This is a genomic window from Sorangium sp. So ce1014, assembly GCF_051521505.1.
Lineage (GTDB): Bacteria > Myxococcota_A > Polyangia > Polyangiales > Polyangiaceae > Sorangium.
The window spans coordinates 11,981,908-12,007,831 of record NZ_CP150356.1 but is presented as its reverse complement, the minus strand read 5'-3'; the positions used below and the strand labels follow the sequence as shown (position 1 = coordinate 12,007,831).

The window sequence follows — 25,924 nt, the reverse complement described above, 5'->3', positions numbered from 1 at the left end:
GCTAGGTAACCCTCTGGAACCGATCGCCCACCACGCTCCAGGTACCCACGTTCTGGATGCCTCCCGGGCGGTTCGGTCGTGTGAGGCGGTTGCTCGGGTTGCTGTGGTACGTCGGGTTCTGCGGGTTCATGGCCCCGCTGACCTCGCTCGGGCGTGGCGGCTTGCGGCCCGCCATGGTCCACAGCCGAGGGATGAGCTGGGAACAGTTAGGGCAAGCCGGGATGTTGCTGGTCCCGGTCTCGGACTGCATGCCCTGCACCTCGCCGACCGCTGCGCGAAGGTTGCGCCGCCACCCGGGCTGACCCGGTGTGCATGACCTGCCGGTCCGCTGCTCCCACTCCCGGAGATGTTCGCTCAGCACGTGGGGCTCGGCGCACTGCTCCGCAGGCTGCGGCTCCATCGGGTGCCGGGCGGGCTGCCGCGGCAATGCTCTCTCGACTGCCGGATGAAGCCTGCTCGGACTTCCGCCGCTGCTCCTCGTGATCGGGTCCCCGACGGTGCGCGTGAGCGTGCAGCGAACGAGCGCGTCGATATCGACGTGCTCGGCCGGCATGTTATCGACATAAGCGTAGGGCTTGAGGCTGCCCTCGATGCGCAGCGGCTCCGGGCTCAGATAACAGCCCGTCTCGGGATCGTAATAACGATGCCAGTTGTAATGGATCCCGGTCTCCTCGTCTGCGTACTGGCCCGGGAAGCGAAGCGGGGTCCTGGGCTCGCCATCGACCCGCCCATAGAGGGTCGGGGCGAGGGTCTCGATCAGGGTCCCGTTGCTCGCGATCAGCGCCTCGGGCGCGCCGTTCGGGCCTTCAACGTAGTACAGCAGCTCCGGCGGTTGCCCGGCCCTGGTCTCGCGCTGCGCCAGAGGCAGCACGGTCCCTGGCAGCACGACATAGGTCCGCTCCTCGACGATGGGATCGCCCGCCGCGCGCGCAGTCTCGTGGAGCTCGCGCACGAGGGCGTCGCCGTACCAGGCGTAGCGGGTCACGCTCTCGATGCGTCCGTCGCGCTCGACGCACTTCTCGGTCCGCCGCGCGAACGGATCGTACGCGAAGCGGACCGTCCGCCCATCGGGCAGGCGCACGGCCATGAGCCGGTCGTCGTCGGCCCAGGTGAACGACCAGGCTTTCCCGTCGGGTGCCCGCTTGTGCGACACGCGTCCCAGCGCGTCGTAGGCGTACTCGACCTCGCCCCGCCGGACGACGCGGCCTCCGGGAGCGTACTCGCGTGGGGCGGCCGACTCATGAAGATCGCCGCTCGCGCCGTAGCCGTACGACTCGGCCAGGGCGTGCTGCACTCCCTGAACACGACGCTTCTCGGCGACACGCCCGTTCGCGTCGCGCCGGAGCTCGACGCGGCCGCCGCTCGCGTCGTCAACGGCCGCGAGCAGGCTGGCCGGGGAGTAGTGATAGCTGCGCGCGAAGGTCTCTCCGAGGGGGTTCGGACCGACCCACGCCGGCTCGCCCGGCCTGACTTGCGGCGCTGCCCTGGGGCTCAGGACCTGCACGCGGGCGAGCATGCCGTCGGGTGTGAAGCCCTGAGCGATGCGTCCGCCGCCGGGCAATATCTGCTCGAGGACGCGGCCAGTGGGGTCACATTGGAGCTGTATCGGCGCGACGTCGCCGTGATGGATCCGCACGGGGCGGCCGGCAACGTCGCGCTCGACCGCGATCGCGCCGAACGGGCCCTCCGCGCGTACGGCCTTGCCCATTACATCGTACGCAGTCTCGATGGTGGTGATGGCGCCGCGATCGGTGAGCCTCTCGCGCACCATCCGGCCGCGCGCATCGTAGGTGTACTCGCAGGCGCTGTCGCCGCTCTCGACGTGGACGACGCGGCCGAGCGCGTCGTGCTCGATCCGCTCGACGCGCCCGTCCGAGAAGCTCCGCTCGACGAGGCGGCCGCAGGGATCGTACGTGAGCTCCGTCGGGCGCGCGCCCTCGCGGACAGCGACGATCTGTCCCATGGCGTCGAGCCGGTAGGACATGGCGCGGCCGTCGAAGGTGCGCTCGCCAACGATGCGTCCCTCGGTGTCGCGCTCATAAACGTGCTCTTCGCCGACCTCGTTGATGATCCGTGACAGGTCTTGCTCGCGGTCGTAGCGATACCGGACGATCTGACCATCGGGCCGCACGACCTCCGTGACCACGCCAATGCCTCCCCAGCGGAGCAGGGTCGCGCGTCCGTCGGCGTCCTGCATGCGCGAGACGTTGCCGTCGGCGTCGTACTCGTAGACGACCTCAGCACCGCCGGGGGTGCGCATGCTGCGGGTGCGACCGCAGGCGTCATAGGTGAACAACGTCTGAAGCCCGCGCTCGTCGGTGAAGCCCACCACGCGGCCCAGGTAGTCGTACCGAATGTGGCGCGTGGCGCCGTGCGGCTCGACGACGGAAATCCGGTTGGCGAGGGCGTCGTAGTCCATGCGGGTGACGCCGCCGTTCGGCAGGGTGGCGCTGACGAGGAGGCCGCGGGCGTCGTAAGCGAAGGCGACGACCAGCCCCAGCTCGTCATGCACGGAGAGTACGTCGCCCCAGGCGTCGCGCTCATACCGGGCGGCGCCACCCAGCGCGTCGCGCATCTCCACGACGTCTCCGCGCTCGTCGTACACATACTCCGTCACCGCTCCGGTGGGATCGACGGATCGCAGCAGGCGGCCCTCGCCGTCCCGCTCGGCGCGTGTGGCGTGGCCGAGCGCGTCGATGTACTCGATAGGCTCGCCCGCCTCGTCGTACGCGTAGCTGTGCACGCCCCGTGACCAGGTGACCAGCGTGGGCTGGTCGAGCGCATTGCCGTGTACGCGCCGGATGCCGCGCGAGGTGACGACTTCCGTGCTGTCGAGGCCAACCTCGAGGCGCACGTGGAGCAAGCCCTTGGCCCGCGTGGTGTGATCGGCGAGGAACTCGGGGATCGAGGCGTCGAGTCCGTCATTGCCTTCGCGGTGACACCAGCTCTCGTGGCAGCGGCCTTCCCGGTCGTAGCGGAACTCGGCGATCAGCCCGCCGGGCTCGGCGCGCCGGAGAAGGCGGTGGTCATCGTCGTACTCGTAGCGCGTCGGATGGCCCTCGCCATCGATGGCCGCGACCAGGTCGCCTCGGTCGTTGTACACGTACGTGCGGAAGGAGACCCGGCGGCCCTGGGCCTTCGCATTCTTGACCTCGAAGGCGGCGATGTGTCCGTCCGGGTGCCTGCGCACCGTGACCACCCTGCCCACGCTGTCGAGGACGGTCGCGAGCTTGCCACGTTCATAATGGAGGCTGATCGCATTGCCGCGCCGGTCGACGATGCGCGACAGCCTCCACCGCGAGCCCTCGGGCTCGCCGAAGAGGTACGCGAGCCCATTTCGATCGATCGCGTAGCCCCAGGGGTGTCGGGTAAGCTTGCCGCAGGGCAGGCGCATCGACGCCCCCTCGACTGGGCGCGGCGTCTCTGTCGGGTTCGCGCCGGGCTCGATCACGAGGATCGAGCGGCGGCGCTCGTCGATGGTCCAGGCGAGCGCGTGGGTCCAGCCGAAACCGAGGCCGAGATCCTCGTGGGCCAGAGTGCTGCTGTAGCTGCGGGTGATGACGAGCGGGATGGTGCCGGGCAGCGCGAGATCGACGACAGCGGTGGTGTAGACGCGCCCGGTGATCGGGTCGACGGGATCCCCCGCCTGGGTGCCGCGACCGCCGTGGCTCGGGTTCGGGCATCCGCCACCGCTGCCCTGCCCGCAGGAGCCCGCGTCCTTGCCGCCGCCGCTCGCGCCGTTGCCGCCATTCTTGCCGCCGACCCCCTGTTTACCGCCGCGTCCGCTACCACCTCGCCCGTTTCCTTCGCCGCCGCCTCCGCCGCCTCCCATGATCCAGGTGCCCGGGTTCATGCCCGGAATGGCGGGGATGTTGGGTACGGGAGCGGTGCGAGCCACAAGCCCATGTGTCGCCGCACGGGGGCGGCTGTCAACCCCGTCGGGTCCGACCGGATCCGCGCCGCGGCTGGATCATCGCCGGATTTTCGCGTCGCGGCTCTGTCGGTGGGGCTCAGGCGGTAGGGTATCACCAGGGCGTCGTGCGGGCGCAGCATGGCCGGCTGGACGCGGCGAACGCGGCGGCTATCCCGACCCGGGTCGCCCCAATCCGGGTCGGGTTGCTCATCAACCACTTACCCGTGCATCGAAGGATGCCGCCTTCACTGCACAGCCAGCCTCCGGGAGCTCGTCCAGAAGGCGCCTTCTAATCGCCCTTTTTCCGCGAGATCCACCGGAGCGCCTCGGGGAGGACGCTGGCGACGGCGGCGAGCACGTCATCTCCGCCGACGCGCGCGATGAGGGGCGCAAGCTGCTCCACGCCGCCCCAGCGGCTCAGGGTCGAGACGAGCGTGACGTCCTCCGCCGCGTCCCCGAGGCTCACGACGAACAGCCTTGCCGCCGTCGCGAGCGACATCCAGGGAGCGCAGCGCACCACGCTCTCCAGGCCCTCGGTACCCCGGTCGTCCTGGTAAGCAGCGACAGCACGCGCGGCGAGCGCGGGGCGCGACGGCTCGGGGGCGGCGAGACAGAGCGCCGCGAGGGCCATGATGCGAGCGGCCTCCGAGCCACCTCCGCCGCCTCGCTCGGCGATCTCCACCGCGGCATCGAGCCCGAGCACCTGGATCGCCTCGGCCGCGTGATCACACACGAGCCCCGCGGCGGCCCACGGGGGATCCAGCGATGCCACGGCGTCGCGCGCCGCTTGCACGAGGGAGCGGCCTCCCTCCGCCGCTGCGGCGCAGAGCAGCGGACGAGCGGCGAAGATGCCGCTGCCACAGAGCTCTCGGATGATGCCGAGCGCGCGTTCCGGAGCGCCGAGCTCGGCAAACCGCACAGCCAGCGCGGAAGGGGGCGGGAGGGCCTCGTCCAGCAGCCTGGAGAGCTCCGCCTGCCCGAGGAAGGGAAGCAGGGCCGCGGTGCACGCGTCGGTGTCGTGCCTCTCGGCGTCCTCGTCGTGGTCGGCAAGGAACGCATCGAAGGACATCGAGACAGCGCGGGCCCGCTCCTCCTCGGGCAGCACCGGTAAGAGGGGCGCCAGCGCGTTCGCTCGGGACGTCGGCGGAAGAGACACCGCCGCCGTGGCGAGCCGCGCGAGCGCCTGGTTCTGGCCGATCCCCTCCGCCGCGGCGAGCCGCGCGAGCGCCTGCCCCGGCTTCGCGCTCGACAGCGCGCGCTCGACGGCTTGCTGGACGAGCGCTTCAGCCTCGGATTGGGGCAGGAAGTCGGCGGCCGTGAGCCACGCGCTCAAGGAGCTGTCGGGCCCTCCTTCTGCGCGCCACGTGGCCGAGATCGCCCACCGCGCGAACGTCGACGCCTCGTCGCCCGACGCCGCGCGGGCCGCGTTGAGCAATACGAGCGCATCTTCCCAGCCGTCGCCGCGCCACGCCGCGCCTGTCCGCCTCACGACGTCGAGCGCGCGCGCCTCGATGCTGGCGCGCAGCGAGGGAGAGGCGCGCGCCGCGAGAGCGAAGAGCGAGACGGCGAGCGCCCGCTCCGTATCGTTCCACGCCTCCTCATCGGCCTGGTCGGCTTCAGGAGGCCACGCGCGGTGCAGCGTTGCGAGCGCGCCCTGCGCGAGCGCGACCGTCACGAAGCTCGACAGCGCGTCGGGCGGGATCTCCGTGGCGTCCGAGGCGCCGAGCGGCGCCGACATCGAGCGTCGCACGCGTCGCAGCTCCGCCCGACGCGCCGCGAGATCCTCGCGCGAGCGCGGCCATGCCCATTGCGGTGCGCAGAGCGGAAGGAGATCGGCGCGCGGTGCGCCGGAGGAGACGAGGTGGTCGCCGGCGTACCGGCGGAGGTAGGTGACCGCGCCCCTCTCGGCTGTGTCGACGCTCTCCCAGGTGCGAACGAGCGCTCGGGCAGCCTCGGCGAACCGCTGCTCAGCGAGCGCGACGTGCTCCTGGTGCCCGTCCGCCCAGGCGGCGCGCAGGGTTTCATGACGAAAGCGAATCCGGTGACCCTCTTCACGCCATTGCAGAACCGGCTCAACGGCCTCGCGGTGCGTGTCGAGCCAACCGGTCACCTCGGCGACCTGCGCGCCGAGGAGCGGCGCCAGCTCGGTAACGTCGAGCGGCGCGAATGCGCACGCGAGGGTCGTCATGAGCGCTTCCAGCGGCGCCGCACCGCGATCGCGGAGCGATCTCGCGATCGCGTCCACATGGGCGCGTGGACCTGGACCGTCGACCGCCGCCCAGGCGAGAGGGTCGCGGCGAGATGGATCGATGTCCTCCAGGCGAAATCCGTCGACCGAAACATACATCACGTGCGCGGCGCGGAGACCAAGCCGCTCTGCCCACCGCTCGGCGACGTCGCGCGTGCCGGAGACCGCCACCAGCACACGCGCGGCGGGGCCTGGCTCGTCCAGCACCGAGCGGCGAGGGTCATCCGGCCAGTCCACACAAGCGTCAGGCGCGATCAAGCCAATCAAGAGCTGCGGCTGGCCGTCCTCGCCGTCCCAGTTCATGATCCGATTCACGAGGCTCGTGCGGACACCGAAGTGAACCTCGTCATATCCCGTGCCTTCGGGCCACGGGCCGGCCGAGAGCCGCGCGAGCGCTTCCTCCTCGAAGGCCGCGCCAGATACGCGTCCGGCGTGGACGAGGAGCTTCAGGGTGCCAGGACCCGTGATCGAGCAGAAGAAGCGTTCAACCACGGTGCTCTTCCCGGCGCCGGAGGGACCATGGACGACGCACGCCGAGGGGCGCCCCGCTTCGTGCCAGGATCGCAGCGCTTCGAACGCCCTGGACTGGCCTTCACCAAAGAACTGTCCCTCCATCGAGCTCACCTCAACACGGGGATGATACGTCATCTTCGCCGGAACTTCCCGAACTTGCCGCGCTTTCCTTCCTCGCCGACCACCATCCGCTGGTCGAACAGGCTCCGATACGTGGTGGGCCTGGAGCTCTTCTTCTTCGTCGTCGTTCGGGGGGCCATGGAGTCCTCCTGGCTGGTTCAAGGTCGATGATGGCTTCGCCACCGTGGAATGATGGGTCGGCCATCATTCCGCGATGGAACGTCCATCGTCGAAGCCTGCGGGGTCAACCCCGGAGCAAGACCCGGCACGCAGGTCACACGGCGTGACCACTCGAGGGAGGTGCCCGGAATTGAAGAGGTGGAGGCGGCTGCTCCGGCCCCTGCGGCCCGTACGCATGGGTTTGGCGCGCCGCTCGAGAATTCAGCATGGCTGCAACCACCCGAGAGACGACCCGATGCCCTCCGTGACCCATGAAGCCCTGGTGGAGCTGTTCAAGAACCGGCCGACGCTGGCCGCCGAGATGCTGCAGGACGCGCTCGGCCAGCCGGTCCCGACCTACACGGAGGCGCGCGTCGAGTCCTCCGACCTCGCCGAGATCGTGCCCTCGGACCGCCGGGCGGACGTCATCCTCGTGATGCTGCTCGGCGAGCAGCAGCGGCCCGCGATGGCCATCGTCGTCGAGGTCCAGCTCGGCGTGGACCCGGACAAGCCCTACGTCTGGCCGGTGTACGTCATCCAGACCAGGGCCCGGCACCGCTGCCCGACGTGGCTGCTGATCGTCACGATCGACCCGGAGATCGCGCGGTGGTGCTCGCGGCCGATCGACGCGGGCCACCCCGGCTGGACGCTGACGCCGCTGGTGCTCGGGCCGGCGGGCGTCCCGGTCGTCACCGACGCCGAGCAGGCGAAGGCGGCGCCCGAGGTGGTCGTGCTCTCGGCCATGGCGCATGGGCGGGGGAAGGCGGGGGAGGCGATCGGCGTGGCGTTCCTGGGGGCGGCGGCCGGGCTCGATGAGGAGCGCCGCGCCGTGTACGGGGACCTGGTGCTATCCTCGCTGAACGGTGCGGCGAGGCGGACGTTGGAGGCGATGATGAAGAGCGGATACGAGTTTCAGAGTGAGTTCGCGCGCAGCTACGCGGCCAAGGGCCGGAAGGAGGGCATGGAAAAGGGCCGGAAGGAGGGCATGGAAAAGGGCCGGGAGCAGGGGATCCTCGAAGCCAAGGCGCACGACGTGCTGGCCTTCCTCGAGGCCCGCGGGCTGGAGGTCCCTGCCGAGGTCCGGGAGCGCGTCCTCGCGAGCACCGACCTCGCCGAGCTGGACCGCTGGATCCGCCGCGCTGCATCCGTCGGCGACGCCTGGGAGCTGCTCGCAACGACCGGCTCCTGAGCCACCGGCGCAGGCACGAGGCCGTGAGCGAGATCCGCAACGCGGCCCGCGTGGAGCTCGAGCCCGTCGACCTTCGTCAGTAGTGATCCCCCTTCTTCGTGACGCCGAAGGGGATGAGTTGCGAGGGTTGACCGTTGATCGTCGTCCCCCCGGCCTGGATCATCCGCGCAATCTCGAGAAACTCGGCCGGGAAGTTCAGCTTCGGCTTGGTGAGGGCGTCGAGCGCTGCCGTCTGCTCCGGCGCGAGCTTCACCTCCAGCGCCTTCACGTTGTCGTCGAGCTGCGCCAGCGTGCGCGCCCCGATGATCGTGGACGACACCGCCGGGCGTGCCTGCACCCAGGCGAGGGCCACGCGAGCGACCGTTGTGTCGAGCTCCTTGGCGATCCGTTCGAGCTCGTCGATCACGACATAGCTCTTCTCGTCGAGGAAGCCCGCGGCCCACTGCCGCCCCTCCGGCTTGACGGTCGCGCCGTTCTTCCGCGTGTACTTGCCGCTCAGGATCCCGCTCTTCAAGGGCGACCACGGCGTCACCGCCACCCCGAGCTCCTCGGCCATGGGAATGAGCTCCCCTTCGACCGTCCTCTCGAGGAGCGAGTACTCGATCTGTAGCCCGATGAACGGCGCCCATCCGCGGAACTGGGCGATGAGCTGCCCTTGTGTCACCTTCCACGCCGGGGCGTCGGACACGCCGATGTAGCGGACCTTCCCCGCCTGGACGAGGTCCTGTAGCGCCGCCATGGTCTCCTCGATCGGCGTCAGCTTGTCCCAGTTGTGCAGCCAGTAGAGATCGATGTAGTCGGTGCGCAGCCGGCGGAGCGACTGCTCGCAGGCGGCGAGGATCGATTTGCGGTTCGAGCCGCCACCGTTGGGATCGCCGACGTACAGGTTTCCGCTGAACTTGCAGGCGAGCGCGCCGAGCTGGCGCGTATCCTCGCGCGGCTGACGGAGGAGCGCCCCGGTCCACGCTGACGTGCGGGCCCGCGACGAACGCCCGGCAGGTTCAGTACTGAAGCTCGAGGACGTACTGGACAGAGTCTCCCAGCGTGAGCCTGTCGTCCGGGTTGGGATAGGCGTCCTCCGGCTGACCATGGTCGTGGAAGACGACCACGTACGACTCCCCCTCGGGAAGCGGATAGGTCGTCGCCCGATCCGCGCAACGCGCCGGCACGGAGGCGGTCCACCTGGGCGCCATGCCGGGCTCGTTCTCGACGGGGGGGCCGCTGGGATCGACGTAGGGCCCCACGCAGAGCGAGGGCTGCAAGGTGTCCCCGCCACCCGGCAGCGTCCTGACGGAGACCGCCCTTGCCCCGGTAGTCGCCTTGCTGATGCGATAGACGTCCTTCTCGCCGCGCCCGAGGAAGCCCGTGACGCCGCTCGCCGTCAGCCAGAAGTCCGGTCCGGACTCGTACTCGGCTTGCAGCGACAGGACGTCGTCCGCGCCGACGTCGTCCGTGGGGCCCAGCGGATCCCAGGTGACGGTGTTCGTCGTCGTGCCGCCAGGCTTGTATCCCGAGAGCACGAACGCCGCCCTGCCGTACTGCGCCCTCGGCGCGATCCCCTCCGAGTAGCGCTCCCAGAGAAATTGATACGGGGTGTTGCCCGAGGCATCGGGGTTGGTGGCATCGAACGCGTACCAGGGATCGGCGTCGCTGTCCGGGCTCGAGCTGCTGTTCTCCGTCTTGCCGCCGTGCAGGGGCACGCCCGGGATGTACGCCTCCGTGAAGAAATGGTTCCCCCAGCCGCCGAGGAAGCCGTCGCTCGACACGACCCGGGAAAGCACACCCGCGCTGCGGGCGATGGCCGCCAGGACAGGAGCGTAATCGTAGCACTGGACGCCGTTGATTCCGTCCTCCCAGCCAAGCTGCGAGCCCGGCTTCCCGTACTGGAGCGATTCAGCGGGATCCAGTCCATCGCTCAGGAAGATGGACGACACGTCGCCCTGGTTTGTCGCCTGGCTGTACCGGTAACGCTGCGTGACGAGGCGATAGAGCCGGCGCATGGACTCGAACTCGCTCGTGGTCCCCTGCGCTGCCGCCACCGCGTGATCCAGGAACGAGAACGTCGACTCGTCTGCCGTCCGGCGGAACGCCGCGGTGAGCTTCGTGTGCACGTCGTACGGCGGCGACCACTCGTAGAGCACCGTGAAGTGGTCGCGCAGGCTGTCCTGATCGCTGCCGTACCCGCCGTGCAGCGTGACGCCGTCCTCGTCCTCGTCGTAGCCATACGTCTCGAGCTCTGCCTTGGAGATGGCGCCGCTGGCGACGAGCGGATAGGGGTTGTGGATCACGTAAAACACGACGTCCTGGCCGATCCTGGCGCCCGAAGGGGCGAAGGCGCGCACCAGGTAGCGTCCGATGGGCGCGTCGCTCGGAGCGGTGATCCGCCAGTGCTCGCGGTTCCGGCTGGAGAACGCGCCGCCCGTGAAGATCCCTCCCCTGTAGTCGACCTCGGCGGGCAGTGACTTCGCCCAGGGGACCTCGGCGCCCGTGGCGTCCGAGAGGATCCGCAGCGTCGCGTTCTGCGTGGCGCCGTTCAGGCTGGAGTCCTCGACGGCCACCGAGAACGTCGTGCCGCGGCGGACGGGCGGAGGACGGACCCCGTTCGTGACCGTGGCGCCCTGCGCGAAGGCCACTCCCTCGCTCCAGGCGTCATAGTCGCCCGTGCGCATCGCGCCGTGGTAGAGGAGCTGGACCCGGTCCCAGCTCGTCTTGGCGGCCGTCGGCGCGAAGCTCTCCTCGCTGACGCCGAACCAGAACTTGGCAGGATCGTAGCCGCTGGCGGTCAGCGAGAACTCGAGCGTATGCTCCGCTGCGTTCAGTTGCCCGAGCGGGAAGTTGTAACGGCCCTGATCGAACCCGCGACGATAGAGCAGGTTGCCGTTCAGCTTCACGTTGTCGGCATGGGCGAACTGGTTGGGGTCCGTGTTCCGGTAGGCGCCTCCCTTGAGGAACACGGGGGACGCCGAGCTGTCCACGGCGACCCTGGCGCGGACCTGCACGGCGGCGCTCGGGGGGTCGACCCAGACGATCTTCAAGGAGCTCCCGGAGACGTCGGTGGCCTTGAAGCTCAGGGTGCGGCCCGCGTTCGGGGCGACGTACCTGAGCTCGAAGCGATACCAGCCCTGGCGTGAGCTGGAGAGCTCGTACACGCGCTGGCCGCTGCTGTTCGACAGCGTTTGCTCGCTCTGGTCCGGCTCTCCCGGGCGCGAGGTGACCTTGACGGACTCGAACCTGTGGCTCGTGTCCACCTGTCCCGTCGCTGTCTTCGCGGCGAGCTCGAACCGGATCCTCTCTCCGTTCGCGTCGGGTTGATAGACGTGAACGACCTGCGAGAAGGTCCCCGATCCGGCGAACGTCTCCTCGACGGATTTCATGTAGACCCTGCCAGGGACCTCGAGAGCTCGGATGGGCGCCAGGGTCTTCTGGAGCGCTTCGTCCGGGATATTGGGGATGCTCGTGAGCTCCTGAGCGGAGGCCTCGATCGGCGTCTCGAGCGCGAGCTCGTCGTCGGAGCAGCCGGCGACCGGGCCGAGGGCGCCGAGGAGCAAGAGGGCCAGAGCGTCGCCGTGACGGGCGGCGCGCCGGGCGCGACGAGACGTGACTTGCGTCGACGAGATGCGGTTGTCCAACATACTGCCTTTCTCGGAGATGCGGAGCCCCACGCGCGCGGGGCGGACGTGCGGCGTGAAAGGTCGATCACGGCGAGCCAGCTCGCCCGCGGCGGCGCGGCGCTCGGCGTCGATCCGACGGACATCTGGATCATAGTAAATAGTGTTGCCAAACCAAAAGCTGCATGTCCGTCATGCATCCTGTGCATCTCGTCGCCGTGGCCTCGCGCGGGCGCGAGCTCCGTGGCGCCGGAGCGCGGCATGTTCAACGGGTCCCCGGCGGGGCGCCTGCGGGCTCAGCCGGTGCATCCATGTTTGTTCCGGCGAGCGCGCGGGGTGCGGGTCCCGCTCATCGCGGGCGCTATCGCAGGCGGTGCAGGTGGTGCTCCTCGCCGTTCAAGGTCAGCACCGCCATGAACCCGTCACGCGCGCGCTCGCTCTCGAACCTGAACTCGTGCGTTCCCGGGGTGACGGGGGTGTCGACGAGGCGCGCGACCTCCGGCTCCAGGACGGAGCCGGGGTAGCTGTAGATGTCGAGGCGCAGCGTACAGGCGCGCTCGATCGTCGCGCGCGCGACGATCGCGTCATCCCCCTCGGTCACCGAGAAGGCGCTCCCGAGCTCTCCCTCGACCGAAGATCTCCTGAGCGCCCAGGCGATCTGCTGGGCGGCGATCGGGGCGTACACGTCGAGCACCATCACGTCCTTGTTCTGCTCCTTGAAGCGCGCGTGGAGGCGCTCCCGGGTGGCGGCGTCCACGCCGCCGCCGAGGGTGATGAGGTCGAAGTCGCCGGCGTGGAACTCCGTGTCCGGTGACTCGCTCACCGTGCCGGCCGCCGCGTGCCCCTGCTTGTTCAGCGCTGCCACGGCCCGCTCGAGAATATCGGCCCTCTTGCCGATGACCAGGATCCTCTTCTGTCTCGATGCCATATTCTCTTCTCCCTCGCGCGCTGCCGCCGCGCCCTGCTGGGACGCTTTCAGGTGGCGCTTTAGCCGCTCGTTGAACCCTGCTCCGCCGCGCTCGGCGCCTCCGGCCCGGCGCATCCGGAGAGGAACGTGCAGCAGCGCCGCCCGCAGGCTGGACTCCACGCCAATCCATTGGAAACATTCTGTTCGTTTGTTGCAGGCCGAGCCTCCGGGCGCTCCGCGTGGGCCACGTCCTTCGCGCTCGTCACAGTCGCCTCCGGGAGCGCGTCGCCACTTCACGATCTTCCCCGGCGACTCGATGGAGATCCTGGCTACACTGATCGCCATGAACCTCGCCGGAATTGCCCATATCCAGCTATCGGTCACCGACTTCCCGCGCAGCCGCGCGTTCTATCGCGCGCTGTGCGAGCACTTCGAGATGCAGTGCCAGTACGACGATCCGGGCAGCGAGAGCGAACGCCCCACGCTCTATTACATCGGCGGCAAGACCGGCCTGCTGATTCGCCCCGTGAGCCCGGAGCACGCCGGCACCCGCTTTCACCAGTACAAGCCCGGCCTGCACCACCTGTGCTTCCGCGCCCGCAGCCGCGAGGATATCGACGCGTTCCACGAGTTCTTCGAGGGCACGCTCGCCGCGCTCGGCGGCAAGCTCGTGCACGCGCCGCAGGAGGGCGCGTGGGCGTCCGGCTACTACTCGATCGTGTTCGAGGATCCGGACGGCATCCGGCTCGAGATCAACCACGTCCCCGGCAAGGGCAACCTGTCCGAGGGCGTCAATCTTCCGTTGCCCGCGCGCTTCTCGGGGGGTGTGCCCGAGCAAGAGTGAGAGGGCCCGCAGCCTCGCCGCGGCCGCGCGGCGGCTACTTCGGATCGAGAAAGTCACACGCGGTGAGGTTGCGCCCGTCGGTCCAGCGGAAGCTGTCCATCCATCCGTCGAGCACGCCGCGCGCATAGGGATCGCCATAGGCCTGGACGAACACGATCGACCCCGTACCGGCGCAGATCGGGACGAGCACGAGCGTGCCGGGCCGCTCGACAACGAAGTTTCGATGGAGGCTGAAGCCTCCATCCCTGCCCTCACGCATCCATCCCTCGCGGAGGGCGATCGCCGGCCCCAGGGACGGAGCGGAGGCACCCATGATCAAGCCACCGCCCAGCCGCGACGAGCTGCTGGCGATCGTCCACGAGCACAACCACGTTCACAACGAGCACCAGCGGGCGACCGCCGAGTCCATCCGGCGCAAGCTCGAGGCGCGCATGCTCGAGATCGAGGGCCGCTTCGAGCGCGAGCTCACCGAGGCGATCGCCGACGAGGCGCTCCGGCAAGCCTGGCGCGATCACCTGCACTGGCGCGGCCCGGCGCCGAACGAGCCGCCGCCGGTGTCACCGCTGGTCTTCCGCGGCCGATCCGAGGTCGGGTCCGAGGCCGTCGCGCGCGAGAAAGCCGGCGACGTGCACATCGAGGTCGACGGCGCCGTCTACGATCGGCGCCTCGGCCTCGATCTCGCGGCCGATCCGGGGGGCACGGTGCTCCGGGTCGGCACGCTCCCGCCCTTCCGCGAGCACTTCGAGCTGCCCGCCGAGGCGCTCGACGCCCTGCGCGCCTGGTTCGAGCGCCCGGGCAGCGAGCCGCCCTGGCGCTGGGCGCGCGAGCTCGTCGCCGAGGGCCTCGTCGACGGCCACTTCGCCCTGACCGACCGCGGCCGCCGCGCCCTCGTGCGGCGCGCCGCATAGAGGCTCGCGCGCGGGGGGTCCGGACCCGGCAGGCGCGACCTGCAGGTCGGCGGAACGCCCAGGGGCTCATCACGACGGCGGCTTGCGTCGCGTGTTCGACGGCTCGCCGGGTTCCGCCGTGGCCCGGGCGTCGCAAGATCGCGCTCAGCAAGGAGGTGCATCATGGAATACGAGCGCTTCGTCGAGGAGGTGCAGCGCCGCGCCGGTTTGGAGGGCCGTGACGAGGCCGAGCGCGCGATCGTGGCGACCGCGCGGACGCTGGGCGAGAGGCTGCTGGAGCACGAGGCGGCCGCGGTCGCGGGCAGGCTGCCGGGGCCGGTCGCCGCCGCGGTGCGCGGCGTGGCGTACCAGGGCGACTTCGATCGCGATGAGCTCTACGACCGCGTTGCCCGTCGCGAGGGCGCGCCACGCAGCTTCGGCATGGAGCACGCCCAGGCCGTGTGCCAGGTGATCGGCGAGGCGCTGCCCGAGGCCGAGCGCCTGCGGCTCCAGCGGCACCTGCCGGACCTGACGGACCTCTTCACGCCGCGCGCGGCCGGAGCGCCCCCGCCGCGGCCGCTGCACGCAGCGCCGCCGCCCGACGTCGGTCAGGGCTCGACGCTCGCCTCAGGAAGGCCCGGCAGCCATCACCCCCTGAGCGAGGCGCGCCCCGCGACGGCGCACACCGAGTCGGTCGCCCGCTCGGACGACCCGCACGCGGAGACCCGGCTGTCGAGCAGCCCGGGGCTGACGCAGGAGCGCCTCGGGGACACGCTGGCGGAAGGGCGGCCCGGCCCCGAGCACCCGGTCAGCGAGACGCAGCGCTGATTGAGTCCCGCGCCGCCTGGAGGTAATGGCACCCGATGCATCGCTTCCTCGCCACCGCTGCGCTGCCGCTCCTCTTGCTCGCCTGCGCCCCGGCCTCGCCGCCGCCTGCCGCGCCTGTGACTCCCGCGACGCCGGCCGCCGCGGCGGCGCCCGATGCGCGCGCGCAGCAGGCGCTGGGGGAGCAGCTCGTGGCTGCGTTCAACGACGCCTGGAACCGGCACGACATGGATGCGTTCGCTGCCCTGAATGCCGAGGACGCGGACTTCGTGAACATCTTCGGGATGTGGTGGCACGGGCGCGCGGCCATCCGGGACAGCCATGTTGGCATTCACAAGACCGTCTTCCGGCAGAGCCGCCTCGAGAGCGTGCGTGTCGAGACGCGCTTCGTCGCGCCGGACGTCGCGGTGGTCCGCTGGGCATGGGTGCTGACAGGCGCCCTCCGGCCCGACGGCCAACCGGCGCCCGACATGCAAGGCATCCTTGTGCACGTCGCGCGGCGCGAGGGGGACAAGCTCCAGATCGTGACGACGCAGAACACGCAGGCGACCGACGACGCTTTCCGCCTGGTGCGCGGCTCGGATCCGCAGGTCAAACCCGCCCAGTAGTCCCACCCACAAGGAGTCCGGCCAGGGATCCGGAGAGAGATTTCAACGCAAAGTCGCAAAGTCGCAAAGTCGCAAAAAGAACAAATCTCGTTCATTGTTGCGTCCTTGCGCTCTTCGCGTCCAGCCCCCAGGGCGATCCATTCGACGCCCAGAAGGACATGTTCATGGCCTGGCTGGTTGCGATGACCGCGCAGCTGCTGCTGGCCGGCTGGCACGACCGGCAGCTGGCGCTGCTCGCGGCGCCCGCCGCGCGCCGACCTTCCTGAGCCACCATGCCCGCCAATAGAAAAAGCATCGATCTGGACGACCTGCGCCGCTATGCGGTGGCGCGCACGCTGTTCGCGCCCACCACGCTGGGGCGCGCGATCTCGCGCCTGGGTTTCGTGCAGGCCGACCCGATCCGCGCGCCAGCGCGCGCCCAGGACCTGACGCTGCGCCATCGCGTCAGGGACTATTGCGCCGGCGACCTGGAGCGCCGCTATCCGCGGCTCGCGATCGAGGAGGACCGCCTGGTCAACTACGGCTTCCTGCCGCGCGAACACCTGGCGCTGCTGCATCCGCGCATCGCCAGGCGCGCATGGGACGCCGCCACGCGGAGCCGCGCGACCGAGGTGCTGGCCTTCATCCGCGAGCGCGGCCCAACCCATCCGAAGGAGGTGGCGGCCGAGTTCTCGCATCACGGCCGCGTGCAGGGCTACTGGGGCAACACGCTCAATGCCAGCACCCAGCTGCTGGAGGGCATGCACTACCGCGGCATGCTCCGGGTGGTGCGGCGCGACACGGGCACGCGCGTCTACGAGGCGGCGTCGCATCCGCCGGCCGACGACAGCCCGGCCGGCCGCGCGCGCCGCGCCGCCGCGCTGGTGGAGCTCGTGGTGCGCAAGTACGCGCCGCTGCCGGCGGCCAGCTTCGGCTACCTGGTCAGCCTGCTGGGCCACGGCGCGCCGCAGCTGCGCAGCGAATCGCGCGCGGCGATGCGGCTCGCGCGCGCGCAGCTGGCCAGCGTCGTGATCGACGGCACCACCTGGCTGTGGCCGGCCGACGAGGACCCGGCATCGCGCCGCCATGCGCCGGATGAAACGGTGCGCCTCCTGGCGCCCTTCGATCCGGTGGTGTGGGACCGCCGCCGCTTCGAGCTGCTGTGGGGCTGGGCCTATCGCTTCGAGGCCTATGTGCCGGCACCCAAGCGCAAGCTGGGCTACTACGCGCTGCCGCTGCTGTGGGGCGAAAAGGTGATCGGCTGGGCCAACCTGAGCGCACGCGACGGCGTCGAGCGGGTCGAGCTCGGCTATGTGTCCGGCCGCGCGCCGCGCGATGCGGCGTTCCGCCGCGAGCTGGCGGCCGAGCTCGAACGCATGCACGCCTTCCTGGGCCACGACACCTGAAGCGAAGTGCCCCGGCACAGAGCCGGGCCGTGGCCTTCGGTCGACTCCTCAGCTCGCCAGCGCCGGCTCCCCCCGCCGCGGGCACTCCCCCGCCCCCAGGAGCGCCGCCCGGAAGCTCTGGATCGTCGCGTAGAGCCCCTGCCGGAGCGCCACCCGCGGCTCGAACCCCAGGCTTCGCCGCGCCAGCTCGATCGCCGGCCGCCGCTGCCTCGGGTCGTCCTCCGGCAGCGGCCGGAACACGATCCGGCTCGCGCTCCCCGTGAGCCGCACGATCTCCTGCGCCAGCTCGAGCACCGTCACCTCCACCGGATTGCCCAGGTTCACAGGCCCCACCTCCAGCGGATGCTCCATCAGCCGCACACACCCCTCCACCAGGTCGTCGATATAACAGAAGCTCCGCGTCTGCGACCCGCTCCCGTAGACCGTCAGCTCCTCTCCCCGGAGCGCCTGGACGATGAAGTTGCTCACCGCGCGCCCATCGTCGAGCGCCATCCGGGGACCATACGTGTTGAAGATCCGCGCGATCCGCCCCGACGCCCGCCCCTGACGGTGGAAGTCCATCACCAGCGACTCCGCGCAACGCTTGCCCTCGTCGTAACAGGCGCGCACCCCGATCGGGTTCACCCGCCCGAGGTAGCCCTCCGGCTGCGGGTGCACCTCCGGGTCGCCGTACACCTCGCTCGTCGACGCCTGCAACAGCCGCGCGCCGTGCCGCTCGGCGCACGAGAGCGCGTTCAGCGTGCCCACCACGTTCGTGATCGTGGTGCGCACCGGATCGCATTGATAGCGCGCCGGGCTCGCCGGCGACGCCAGGTTGTAGACCCTGTCGATCTCGTAATCGAAGGGCTGCGCCACGTCGCGCTCGACAAGCCAGAAGCGCCTGCTGCGCATCAGGTGGGCCACGTTGGCCGGCGAGCCCGTCGAGAAGTCGTCGAGCGCGATGACCTCATGGCCATCCGCGAGGAGCCGCTCGCACAGGTGCGAGCCGACGAAGCCGGCGCCCCCCGTCACAAGGATGCGCATGCTCCTCCCCACCGATCTCCCGTTCGCGTCCACCATCGGAACACCTCCGTTGTCGCAACCCCGCCCCTCGCGGAGCGCCGAGACCCCCTCCGCCCGCCCCGCGCCTCACGCGAGCGGGCTCCGGTGATGCGCCGGGTCGCAGCGGCGAACCCCGGACGCCGCCCCGCTCCGCTCCAGCTCGTCCTGCTCCTCGTCGCCGGCGAGCCGGTAGAACGGCCGCAAGAGCAGCTCGTCGGCGAGGTCGAGCAGGGTGTCCGCGCGGTGCGCGCACGTGTGGCGCGACAGCACCGTCCGGCGCCCGTGCTCGGCGACGCCGCGCGCGAAATCGGGGTCCGCGAGGAGCGCGCGGAGGTGCTCCGCCATCTCCGCGCCGGTGCGCGCGACGAGGTAGTCGCGGCCGGGCGAGAAGAGGCGCTCGGCGTCGGTCCACGGCGCGCTCACGAGCGGGATCCCGCACGCGAGCGCCTCGAACGGCCGGATCGTGGGGATGCCCGGGAGCAGCGCGGCGTACGGCCGCCGCGGGACGTGCACCGTGACGCGCGCGCGCGCGAAGGCGTCGGGGACCTCGTGGTTGGGGAGCCAGCCGGCGTGCTCGATGCCGGCGCCCGCGAGCGCCGCGAGCGCGTGCTCGGGATAGCCCACCCCGTGCACGCGCGCGCGCAGCCCGAGCGCCTTCACGGGCTCGATCAGGAACTCGCGGAGCTCCGCCTCCCGCTCGCCGTCCCCCCAGTTGCCGATCCACACGAGATCGCGCTCCTTCTCGACCCCCGGCAGCGGCCGGAAGACGCGCGCGTCGGCGGCCTCGTGCCACACCACGGCGCGCCGGGCGATGCCGCGGCGCAGGTAGAGATCGCAAAGGCTCTTTCCGAAGCCGAGCACGCAGTCGTACCCCGAGAGATCGCGCCGCACGATCGCGGCCGGATCGGTGAGCAGGCGGTGGTGCGTGTCGTGGAAGAACAGCCGATAGCGATCCGCGCGCGCGCGGTGCTCGCCGAGGCGCCGCACGAGCTCGGGGTCGCTCCGCTCGTGGACGAGCACGACGTCGACGCCCGCGAGCGCGGCGTCGAGGTCCAGCGTGGAGAGCGCATAGCGGCGCGGGCAGAGGCGGGGGTACACGGCGGCGGCCTCGCCCAGCGCGGCCGGGCCGCGGGCGGCCACGAGGCGCTCGGCGCTGAGGGCGTCGGCCGGCTCGAAGGCGAGGACGTCGTGGCCGCGCGCGTCGAGCTCCGCCGCGATCCCGCGGAGGAAGTGCGCGTGCCCGTGGTCCCAGTCGGAGAGCAGGGAGTGGCAGAAGAGCGCTATTCGCATGGTGTCCCGCAGGGCGTCGGCGTCGAGGGAGGGCAGAGCTGCGAGGCGGCCGGCCGCCGGGCCGCGAGCGCGACGGCGTAGACCTCGAGGTAGCGGCGGGCCATGGCGTGCGGGCTGAAGCGCACCGCGCGCCGGCGGGCGAGCGCGCCGAGCGCCTCGCGGCGCGCGACGTCCCGGACGAGGTGCGCGAGCGCGCCGAGGAGCGCGCCCGGATCGTCCGCGGGGACGTAGACGGCGGCGTGGCCCCAGACCTCGCGCAGGCTGGGCAGGTCGCCGAGCACGAGCGCGCAGCCGGAGAGGCCGGCCTCGAGGACCGACATGCCGAACGGCGCGTACCGCGCCGGAAAGGCGTAGATCGCGGCGCGCCCCATCCACCACGCGAGCTCGCCTTCGCTCATCCAGCCGAGCGAGCAGAGGCTCTCCCCGGCGCGGCGGCCGACGCCGCCCGACGCGACGTCGCTCCCGGCCACGAGCACGGGCCACGGCAGGTGGGGCGCGACCTTCTCGAGCGCCGCGAGGTTCTTGGCCTCGTCCCAGAGCCGGCCGGCCGCGAAGATGAAACGCTCCTTCGCCCCCGGCAGGAACCGCCGCCTGTCGCGCGCGTGCGGGATGACGTGGCCGCGCCCGAGGCCGAGCGCCCCGTACTCGCCCGCGAGGGCGCTCAGCATGGACGCGCTCGGCGCGACGACGGCCTCGGCGGCGCGGAGCCCCTCCGCGACCCGCGCGCGGTAGCGCTCGTAGCGGACCGGCGCCGGCCGGCGGTGGACGGCGCGCCACCACGACAGCAGGCAGGCGTGCCCCACGACGACGCGGGGCGCACGGAACGGCAGGGCCGCGTGGCAGTACCCGTTCAGGTGGACGAGGTCGGGCCGCGTCCGCTCCTCCAGGTCGAGCAGCCAGTCGCCCGCGGCCGCGACGTCGTCCCACGGATCATCCATCCACTCGAGCCGGTAGGCGCTCTCGACGAGCTCGAGCCCCGGGATCGCGGCCGCGGCCGCGCGCGCCGCGGGCGACAGCGGCCCGCCCATGACCGCGAGCACCGTGGCCACGCCGGAGCGCGCGAGCGCCGCGGCGAGCTCGAGCGCGTGGGTCCACACGCCGCCCTGGGTGTCGGCCGTCATCAGCACGCGCTCAGGCCGCGGCCGAGGCGCCGCCGCGCCGGAGAGGCCGCCGTCACCGCGCGCCATGCTCGAGCTCCGTGAGCGGCAGCGGCCGGCTGTCCTGCAGTTCGCCGAACGCCCGGTGCTCGGCGACGTAATGGGCGTGCGCACGCTCCCAGGCGCCGTCGTCGGGCGCGCCCCACCGCCGGGCGTACGCCGGAGAGCCGGGGTACGGGAAGCTCGGGACGGGCTCGTTCGCCCACACGCCGAGCCCGAGGAGGCGCTGCCGCCACGCCGCCGCCTCGGCCGGATCGCCATCGCCCGCGTGGCTCAGGTTCGCCTGCACGAAGGGCACGCTCCGCCGGGCGTGGACGAGCAGCGCGGTGATCTCCTCGGGCGACGCGCTGCACCGCCTGGCGAGCGCGCCCCTCCCCTCGTTCGAGGCGCTCTCGACGCCGGCCTCGATCGAGACGCAGCCCGCGCGGCCGAGGAGATCGAGCATCTCGCGCGACCAGCCGTCGATCCTGAGCTGGACGCCGAACACGACGTCCCGCGCGCAGAGCGCCTCGAGGAGGGCCCGGTCGGGCAGGAAGAGCTCGTCGATGAAGTAGACGTGGCGGACGCCCTGGGCGAGGAGCCCGTCGAGCTCGTCGAGCACCGTCTCGAGCGGGCGCTTCCGGAGCGTGTCGCGCGCGCTCTCCTTCGCGCAGGAGGCGCCGCGGTGGGGGCAGCCGCGCGAGGTCTCCATCTCGGCGCTCGGCCCCTCGGGCACGGCGTCGAAGCGGTGGTGGTGGTGGACGTGCCGCGCGATCGTCGCGGCGTCCCACCGCAGCGCCGGCAGCGCCCTCACGCACGCGGCGTAGGGGCCGCCTTGCACATGATCGATGCCCTTCCTGCGGTAGGCGATCGACGGGATCTGCCAGAAGCGCGATCCGGTCGTGCCCGCGAGCATGACGAGGATCTCCTCGCACTCGCCGAGGACCACGACGTCCACGCCGAGCTTGCGGAGCGCCGCGCGGGGCGTCGTGGAGCCGTGGGGCCCGACCGCGACGAGGAGGCCGCCGTGGCCCCGCAGCGCGGCGGCCGCCGCCATGGGCACGCGCAGCTCGGGCGGCGGGCAGCGCCAGAGGAGGTAGCTCGGCGCCGTGGTGATCGCCGTGATGTCCGGGCGAAACGCGGCGACCTCGGCGCGCACAGCGCCGAGGTCGATCCCGCGCGCCTGGGCGTCGACGAGGGCGGCCTCGTGGCCGGCGCGCTCGAGCAGCGCCTTCGCGTAGCCGAGCTCGAGCGGCAGGTGCGGCTCGCGGCAGCCGAGGTAGACGCTGCCGTCGAAGCTCCAGGGCGGGTTGACAAGCGCGACCTTCACGAGGCGACCCCCAGCCGCCGGTCCAGGCGGCCCAGCCGGGCGGACGCGGGCGCGTCCGTGTAGACGGCCCCGAGGCGCTCCTCGACCCCGAGGCGCCATTTGTAGAGCGCGCGCAGCCCGTCGCGGAGGGCGACGCGCGGCGCCCAGCCGGTGAGCGCCTGGAAGGCGCGGCAATCGGAGACGTAGTACCGCGGATCGCCCGGCCGCCGCGCGGCGAGCGAGACGGCGGGGCGGCGCCCGTCGACGTCGAGCTCGGCGATGAGGTCGAGCAGCTCGACGAGGCTCACCGCCCGCTCCGGGCCGCCCCCGAGGTTGAAGGCGCAGCCCGACGCGGGCTTGAGCTCGCGCCGCGCGAGCAGCAAGGCGTCGACGAGATCCTCGATGAACAGCGCGTCGCGGACCTGCAGCCCGTCGCCGTGGAGGGTGATCGGATCGCGGCGGATGGCGCGCCCGACGAAGTGGGCGATCCACCCCTGGTCCTCGTTGCCGAACTGCCGGGGGCCGTAGATGCAGCTCATCCGGAGCACCGCGGCGTCGAGGCCGAAGGTGCGGGCGTAATCGAGGACGTACTGGTCGGCGGCGCCCTTGGAGCACGCGTGGGGGCTCTGGAAATCGAGCGGCTGCGCCTCGGAGATGCCGTGTTCGCGCGCGCGCTCGCAGAGGGGTCGAACCCGGTCCTCGCGCCGCTCGAGCGCGAGGTGGGGCAGCGCGCCGTAGACCTTGCTTGTCGAGGCGAAGAGGAGCGGCGGCGGGCGGTCGAGCCGCCGGAGCGCCTCGAGCACGTTGAGCGTGCCGCGCGCGTTCACCTCGAAGTCGAGCGCCGGATCCGAGACGCTGCGCGTGACGGCGCCCTGCGCGGCGAGGTGGAAGACGAACGAGGCGCGCCGCACGGCGTCGCTCACGGCCTGCGCGTCGCGGATGTCGCACAGGAGGATCTCCACGCCGGTGCCGTGGCGCTGCCGGAGGAGCTCGACGTTCCGCTCGACGAACGCGCGCGAGAGGTTGTCGAGGACGAGGACCGGCTCCCCCTCGCGGAGGAGCCGATCGGCGAGGCTCGATCCGATGAAGCCGGCCCCGCCGGTGATGAGGACGGGCGGCGTCACAGCGAGAGCCCCCGCGCCTCGAGCTCGGCGCGCGCCTGGGCGGCGCCGTCGCGCGCGGTCTGCCCGTCGATCCAGCCGGCGAGCTCGAGGAGCCCGCGCTCGAACGGGACGGACGGCGTGAACCCGAGGACGCGCCGCGCCTCGCGGGTGTCGGCGAAGCAGTGCCGGACGTCCCCCACGCGGCACCGGCCGGTGATCTCGGGCTCGATCTCGTGCTTGCCGAGCGCCTTGCAGAGCGCCTCGGCGACGTCGCGGATCGAGCGCGGGCGGCCGGTGCCGATGTTGAGCACCTTGCCGGCGGCGGCGGTGTCCTCGGCGAGCGCCTTGACGCAGGCCTCGGCGACGTCGTGCACGCTCACGAAGTCGCGCTGCTGGAGCCCGTCCTCGAAGACGAGCGGAGGACGGTTGTTGAGCAGGCGCGCGGCGAAGATGGCGAGCGCGCCCGTGTAGGGGTTGGAGAGCGCCTGGCGCGGGCCGTACACGTTGAAGAGGCGGAGCGCGACGGCGGGGATGCCGTGAGCGCGACCGGCGATGAAGCAGAGCCGCTCTTGATCGTACTTGGACAGCGCGTAGACGGAGTCGAGGGCGGGTATCTTGTCCTCGGGCGTCGGCACGGGGACGAGCGCCTCGCCGTCCGCGGCGCAGATCTCGAAGGCGCCGCGCTTCAGCTGCTCGACGGGCCGGCTGCGCGGGGCGACGAGCTCGCCGCTCTGCCGGCGGTAGAGGCCTTCTCCGTAGACGCTCATGCTGGAGGCGATCACGAGCCTTCGCACGGGCTGCTCGGCGAGGGCCTCGGTGAGCACGGCGGTGCCGACGGCGTTGACGGACGTGTACCGCTCGACGCGGTACATGCTCTGTCCGACGCCCACCGCGGCGGCGAGGTGGACGACCGCGTCGACGCCCCGGAGGGCGCGCCTCACGGCGTCGCGGTCGCGGACATCGCCGACGAGGAGCTCGACGGCCGGGTCGAGGTGGGCCGGGCGGCGCCGGTCGGGGCCGTGGACCTGGGGTACGAGGTTATCGAGGGCGCGGACGCGGTGCCCTGCGCGCAGGAGCTCGTCGGCGAGGTGGGAGCCGATGAATCCGGCGCCCCCCGTGATCAGGACATGGTCAGGCATATCATGCTCCGTTCCGGTCTGGACGAGCAGCGGGCGGCGCGAGAGAGCACCTCGCGAGCGGGCGGCGCAGGGCGGCGCGGCGGACAGAGCGTCCGCGCGCCGCGCGATGTTCCCCCCGGCTCCGCGCCTCGCTGCGCTGGAGTCTCCGAGGGGCACCGATTAACATGCGGTCTTGAGGCTCGCAATCCGATCCAAGGAGCTTTGTCTCACGGTAGGTATCTGACCTGGCGCAGGCCTTAGAGAGGGTACGGAGGCGCCGGACGCTGGCGTGGATTCATGGGTGGCAAAGGGGGGATCGCGGCGAGGAGCGGCCGTGGACAGGAGGGGGCGGGGAGCGGGGGGCTCGATGGGGGGCGGAATGTGGGATTCCGCGGGGCGGGAGGGGACGGGACGGGAGGAGGAGCCGAGTTGCCCGGAGCGAGGAGAGCCTGTTCGTCGCGCGGCGCGGGGGAGCGGAGCGGCGCGATCGGGCGGACTTGCGCGGGTTTCGAGGGGATCGAGGGGATCGAGGCGGACGCCAACCTGCTGATCGTGAGCGCTAACCCCGCGATCGCTGGTCGGCCGGACGATTCCCTGACGCTTCCGGCGGTCCCCGCGGCGGCCGTGACGGACGCGCCATGGGGCACGACCATGCCAGAGGCGAGCCCGCGCCAGGCGCTCGTCGCCACCCTGACACAGACGATCGCCGCTGCTCATTGTGCGGGCGACACGCCGCTCGACCTCGCGATGGGGGAGCCTCGCCTCGCCGTGCCGTGTGACCTCCCGTGGCCCTACTCGGACCGTGGCTCGCCTGTTGTTGGCTTCGTCAATCGAGGAATAGCAGGAAACCAGTGCCAGTCGTCCTCATGGGCACTCACCTGGCCCAATGCACCGAGGCCGTCCATTAGGATCGGTATCATGTGTAACGCGCCGTACAAAGCTTGAAAGGCGTCGTGCCCTGACCCATGAGAGCGCGTGACCTCGCTACCCGGCCCTCGGATTTCAAAATCAACCTCCCATCCGCGCTCATGCCTGAACTCCGGCTTCCACAACAGAACACGGATCGCTTCTTCGGTACCGTCCGGCCGCTTCAGCGTGAGCTCTCGCTCTGCGATGGGGAGCTGCATGCGCCGATGGTGCCACCGTCCTCGGCATCGGCAAGCGTCCGTCCTCTGCATACTGCAAGACACCTGCCGTTGCCGAACGTGCGTGCTCTGTCGCACACTTTCCGGTGCTTACGTGGAATTCTCTCCGAGCAATACAGATCCCATCGTTGATTGAGCGTTCTGCAGGCGTTTTCGCAAGTGCCAAATCGGCAGGCAGCCACAGCCTTTGCGCGACCTTCGTTGTGCTCGGCATGGCATTGCCGTTTGGTCTTCGGAGATGCCACCAAAGCGCCGCACATGAGTTGCCACACGTCCGATCCATCGTTTACTGCGTTGTCGCATCGCCCTTGTGGTGCACGTTCGGGTTCCAGATCCTCAGCTGTGACCGCTCCAGGTCGAAGAACAAGTAACAGCGTGAACGTTACGAGCGCGGCTTTGAACATCACCTGACCCCCGCTCGCCTATATGAAGCGCCCGTCGGAGAGCGGAAGGGGCGTGCCGATGTGTAGCGTACCTTGACTCAGTACGTGTGTCCTCGTGAGAGCGCCTGGCTATCCACTTACGACCCGCAGGCTGGAGATCTTCACGGCCCGCGGCGGCGCGGCAGCGCGTCCT

Annotated in this window: 20 protein-coding genes; 6 read left to right on the top strand and 14 right to left on the bottom strand. The window is 71.2% G+C overall.

Translation table 11 applies throughout. From position 1 onward, the window contains the following. Position 1: 1 nt before the first annotated feature. The 3 genes from WME75_RS45245 to WME75_RS45235 all read right to left on the bottom strand — a co-directional run bounded on the left by WME75_RS45245 (position 2) and on the right by WME75_RS45235 (position 6,934). Positions 2-3,853, bottom strand: coding sequence for an RHS repeat-associated core domain-containing protein (locus tag WME75_RS45245; RefSeq protein WP_437484517.1), 3,852 nt, complete (start codon positions 3,851-3,853; stop codon positions 2-4). Positions 3,854-4,202: 349 nt separating this feature from the next. Continuing rightward, positions 4,203-6,653 carry a hypothetical protein gene (locus WME75_RS45240; RefSeq protein ID WP_437484515.1) on the bottom strand — a complete coding sequence of 817 codons (2,451 nt, stop codon included), beginning with the start codon at positions 6,651-6,653 and terminating at the stop codon, positions 4,203-4,205. Positions 6,654-6,805: 152 nt separating this feature from the next. Beyond that, on the bottom strand, positions 6,806-6,934 hold the full coding sequence (locus WME75_RS45235) for a hypothetical protein (protein ID WP_437484514.1): 129 nt from the start codon (positions 6,932-6,934) through the stop codon (positions 6,806-6,808). Between the two features lie 275 nt (positions 6,935-7,209). Between WME75_RS45235 and WME75_RS45230 the strand changes: the two genes are divergently transcribed. Then, complete coding sequence (locus WME75_RS45230; RefSeq protein WP_437484512.1) at positions 7,210-8,142, top strand: hypothetical protein; 933 nt, start codon at positions 7,210-7,212, stop codon at positions 8,140-8,142. Between the two features lie 76 nt (positions 8,143-8,218). On the opposite strand, the gene WME75_RS45225 is transcribed toward WME75_RS45230, so the two are convergent. The 3 genes from WME75_RS45225 to WME75_RS45215 form a co-directional block, all read right to left on the bottom strand. Continuing rightward, on the bottom strand, positions 8,219-9,232 hold the full coding sequence (locus tag WME75_RS45225) for an aldo/keto reductase (RefSeq protein WP_437484510.1): 1,014 nt from the start codon (positions 9,230-9,232) through the stop codon (positions 8,219-8,221). Beyond that, a complete protein-coding gene (locus WME75_RS45220; RefSeq protein WP_437484508.1) occupies positions 9,144-11,774 on the bottom strand; it encodes a transglutaminase-like domain-containing protein in 2,631 nt (876 codons plus the stop codon). Before WME75_RS45220 ends, WME75_RS45225 begins: the two co-directional genes overlap by 89 nt. A gap of 337 nt (positions 11,775-12,111) precedes the next feature. Continuing rightward, on the bottom strand, positions 12,112-12,678 hold the full coding sequence (locus WME75_RS45215; protein WP_437484506.1) for a hypothetical protein: 567 nt from the start codon (positions 12,676-12,678) through the stop codon (positions 12,112-12,114). Between the two features lie 322 nt (positions 12,679-13,000). Here WME75_RS45215 and WME75_RS45210 point away from each other — a divergent pair, with 322 nt between their 5' ends. Further along, a complete protein-coding gene (locus WME75_RS45210; protein ID WP_437484504.1) occupies positions 13,001-13,501 on the top strand; it encodes a VOC family protein in 501 nt (166 codons plus the stop codon). A gap of 34 nt (positions 13,502-13,535) precedes the next feature. Here the strand turns inward: WME75_RS45210 and WME75_RS45205 are convergent, their stop codons facing one another. Beyond that, positions 13,536-13,814, bottom strand: coding sequence for a hypothetical protein (locus WME75_RS45205; RefSeq protein WP_437484503.1), 279 nt, complete (start codon positions 13,812-13,814; stop codon positions 13,536-13,538). Here WME75_RS45205 and WME75_RS45200 point away from each other — a divergent pair. The 4 genes from WME75_RS45200 to WME75_RS45185 all read left to right on the top strand — a co-directional run bounded on the left by WME75_RS45200 (position 13,813) and on the right by WME75_RS45185 (position 17,206). Further along, positions 13,813-14,409 (top strand): hypothetical protein, encoded by a 597-nt coding sequence (locus tag WME75_RS45200; RefSeq protein WP_437484501.1) that lies wholly within the window; start codon positions 13,813-13,815, stop codon positions 14,407-14,409. The genes WME75_RS45205 and WME75_RS45200 overlap by 2 nt on opposite strands. Positions 14,410-14,571: 162 nt before the next feature. Beyond that, complete coding sequence (locus WME75_RS45195; protein ID WP_437484499.1) at positions 14,572-15,216, top strand: DUF2267 domain-containing protein; 645 nt, start codon at positions 14,572-14,574, stop codon at positions 15,214-15,216. Between the two features lie 35 nt (positions 15,217-15,251). After that, the gene (locus WME75_RS45190) at positions 15,252-15,821 is read left to right on the top strand and encodes a YybH family protein (protein ID WP_437484497.1); all 570 of its coding nucleotides are present in this window, start codon (positions 15,252-15,254) and stop codon (positions 15,819-15,821) included. 272 nt (positions 15,822-16,093) lie between these two features. Further along, entirely contained in the window at positions 16,094-17,206 is a 1,113-nt protein-coding gene (locus tag WME75_RS45185) for a DNA glycosylase AlkZ-like family protein (protein ID WP_437484495.1), read from the top strand. A gap of 48 nt (positions 17,207-17,254) precedes the next feature. On the opposite strand, the gene WME75_RS45180 is transcribed toward WME75_RS45185, so the two are convergent. The 7 genes from WME75_RS45180 to WME75_RS45150 all read right to left on the bottom strand — a co-directional run bounded on the left by WME75_RS45180 (position 17,255) and on the right by WME75_RS45150 (position 25,330). Continuing rightward, positions 17,255-18,265: a UDP-glucuronic acid decarboxylase family protein gene (locus WME75_RS45180; RefSeq protein WP_437484493.1), complete on the bottom strand. Its 1,011-nt coding sequence runs from the start codon at positions 18,263-18,265 to the stop codon at positions 17,255-17,257. 69 nt (positions 18,266-18,334) lie between these two features. Next, the gene (locus WME75_RS45175) at positions 18,335-19,537 is read right to left on the bottom strand and encodes a CgeB family protein (RefSeq protein WP_437484492.1); all 1,203 of its coding nucleotides are present in this window, start codon (positions 19,535-19,537) and stop codon (positions 18,335-18,337) included. Further along, positions 19,528-20,724: a glycosyltransferase family 4 protein gene (locus WME75_RS45170; protein ID WP_437484490.1), complete on the bottom strand. Its 1,197-nt coding sequence runs from the start codon at positions 20,722-20,724 to the stop codon at positions 19,528-19,530. The genes WME75_RS45175 and WME75_RS45170 overlap by 10 nt, the downstream gene beginning before the upstream one ends. After that, positions 20,711-22,003, bottom strand: a complete 1,293-nt coding sequence (locus WME75_RS45165; RefSeq protein ID WP_437484488.1) for a TIGR04295 family B12-binding domain-containing radical SAM protein — start codon at positions 22,001-22,003, stop codon at positions 20,711-20,713. The genes WME75_RS45170 and WME75_RS45165 overlap by 14 nt, the downstream gene beginning before the upstream one ends. Then, positions 22,000-23,106, bottom strand: a complete 1,107-nt coding sequence (locus WME75_RS45160) for an SDR family NAD(P)-dependent oxidoreductase (RefSeq protein ID WP_437484487.1) — start codon at positions 23,104-23,106, stop codon at positions 22,000-22,002. Before WME75_RS45160 ends, WME75_RS45165 begins: the two co-directional genes overlap by 4 nt. Next, positions 23,103-24,224, bottom strand: a complete 1,122-nt coding sequence (locus tag WME75_RS45155; protein ID WP_437484485.1) for an NAD-dependent epimerase/dehydratase family protein — start codon at positions 24,222-24,224, stop codon at positions 23,103-23,105. Before WME75_RS45155 ends, WME75_RS45160 begins: the two co-directional genes overlap by 4 nt. Before the next feature lie 770 nt (positions 24,225-24,994). Next, positions 24,995-25,330 (bottom strand): DUF6968 family protein, encoded by a 336-nt coding sequence (locus tag WME75_RS45150; RefSeq protein WP_437484483.1) that lies wholly within the window; start codon positions 25,328-25,330, stop codon positions 24,995-24,997. Positions 25,331-25,924: the final 594 nt, after the last annotated feature.

Excerpts from the sequence above, each read along its gene's own strand:
- WME75_RS45175 (WP_437484492.1), bottom strand. The coding sequence starts at position 19,537 with ATGCGAATAGCGCTCTTCTGCCACTCCCTGCTCTCCGACTGGGACCAC.
- WME75_RS45200 (WP_437484501.1), top strand. The coding sequence starts at position 13,813 with ATGATCAAGCCACCGCCCAGCCGCGACGAGCTGCTGGCGATCGTCCAC.
- WME75_RS45225 (WP_437484510.1), bottom strand. The coding sequence starts at position 9,232 with ATGGTCAGCCGGAGGACGCCTATCCCAACCCGGACGACAGGCTCACGC.
- WME75_RS45190 (WP_437484497.1), top strand. The coding sequence starts at position 15,252 with ATGCATCGCTTCCTCGCCACCGCTGCGCTGCCGCTCCTCTTGCTCGCC.
- WME75_RS45220 (WP_437484508.1), bottom strand. The coding sequence starts at position 11,774 with ATGTTGGACAACCGCATCTCGTCGACGCAAGTCACGTCTCGTCGCGCC.
- WME75_RS45180 (WP_437484493.1), bottom strand. The coding sequence starts at position 18,265 with ATGGTGGACGCGAACGGGAGATCGGTGGGGAGGAGCATGCGCATCCTT.
- WME75_RS45205 (WP_437484503.1), bottom strand. The coding sequence starts at position 13,814 with ATGGGTGCCTCCGCTCCGTCCCTGGGGCCGGCGATCGCCCTCCGCGAG.
- WME75_RS45215 (WP_437484506.1), bottom strand. The coding sequence starts at position 12,678 with ATGGCATCGAGACAGAAGAGGATCCTGGTCATCGGCAAGAGGGCCGAT.
- WME75_RS45230 (WP_437484512.1), top strand. The coding sequence starts at position 7,210 with ATGCCCTCCGTGACCCATGAAGCCCTGGTGGAGCTGTTCAAGAACCGG.
- WME75_RS45235 (WP_437484514.1), bottom strand. The coding sequence starts at position 6,934 with ATGGCCCCCCGAACGACGACGAAGAAGAAGAGCTCCAGGCCCACCACG.
- WME75_RS45195 (WP_437484499.1), top strand. The coding sequence starts at position 14,572 with ATGGAATACGAGCGCTTCGTCGAGGAGGTGCAGCGCCGCGCCGGTTTG.
- WME75_RS45245 (WP_437484517.1), bottom strand. The coding sequence starts at position 3,853 with ATGAACCCGGGCACCTGGATCATGGGAGGCGGCGGAGGCGGCGGCGAA.
- WME75_RS45155 (WP_437484485.1), bottom strand. The coding sequence starts at position 24,224 with ATGCCTGACCATGTCCTGATCACGGGGGGCGCCGGATTCATCGGCTCC.
- WME75_RS45210 (WP_437484504.1), top strand. The coding sequence starts at position 13,001 with ATGAACCTCGCCGGAATTGCCCATATCCAGCTATCGGTCACCGACTTC.
- WME75_RS45170 (WP_437484490.1), bottom strand. The coding sequence starts at position 20,724 with ATGGCGCGCGGTGACGGCGGCCTCTCCGGCGCGGCGGCGCCTCGGCCG.
- WME75_RS45185 (WP_437484495.1), top strand. The coding sequence starts at position 16,094 with ATGCCCGCCAATAGAAAAAGCATCGATCTGGACGACCTGCGCCGCTAT.
- WME75_RS45150 (WP_437484483.1), bottom strand. The coding sequence starts at position 25,330 with ATGCAGCTCCCCATCGCAGAGCGAGAGCTCACGCTGAAGCGGCCGGAC.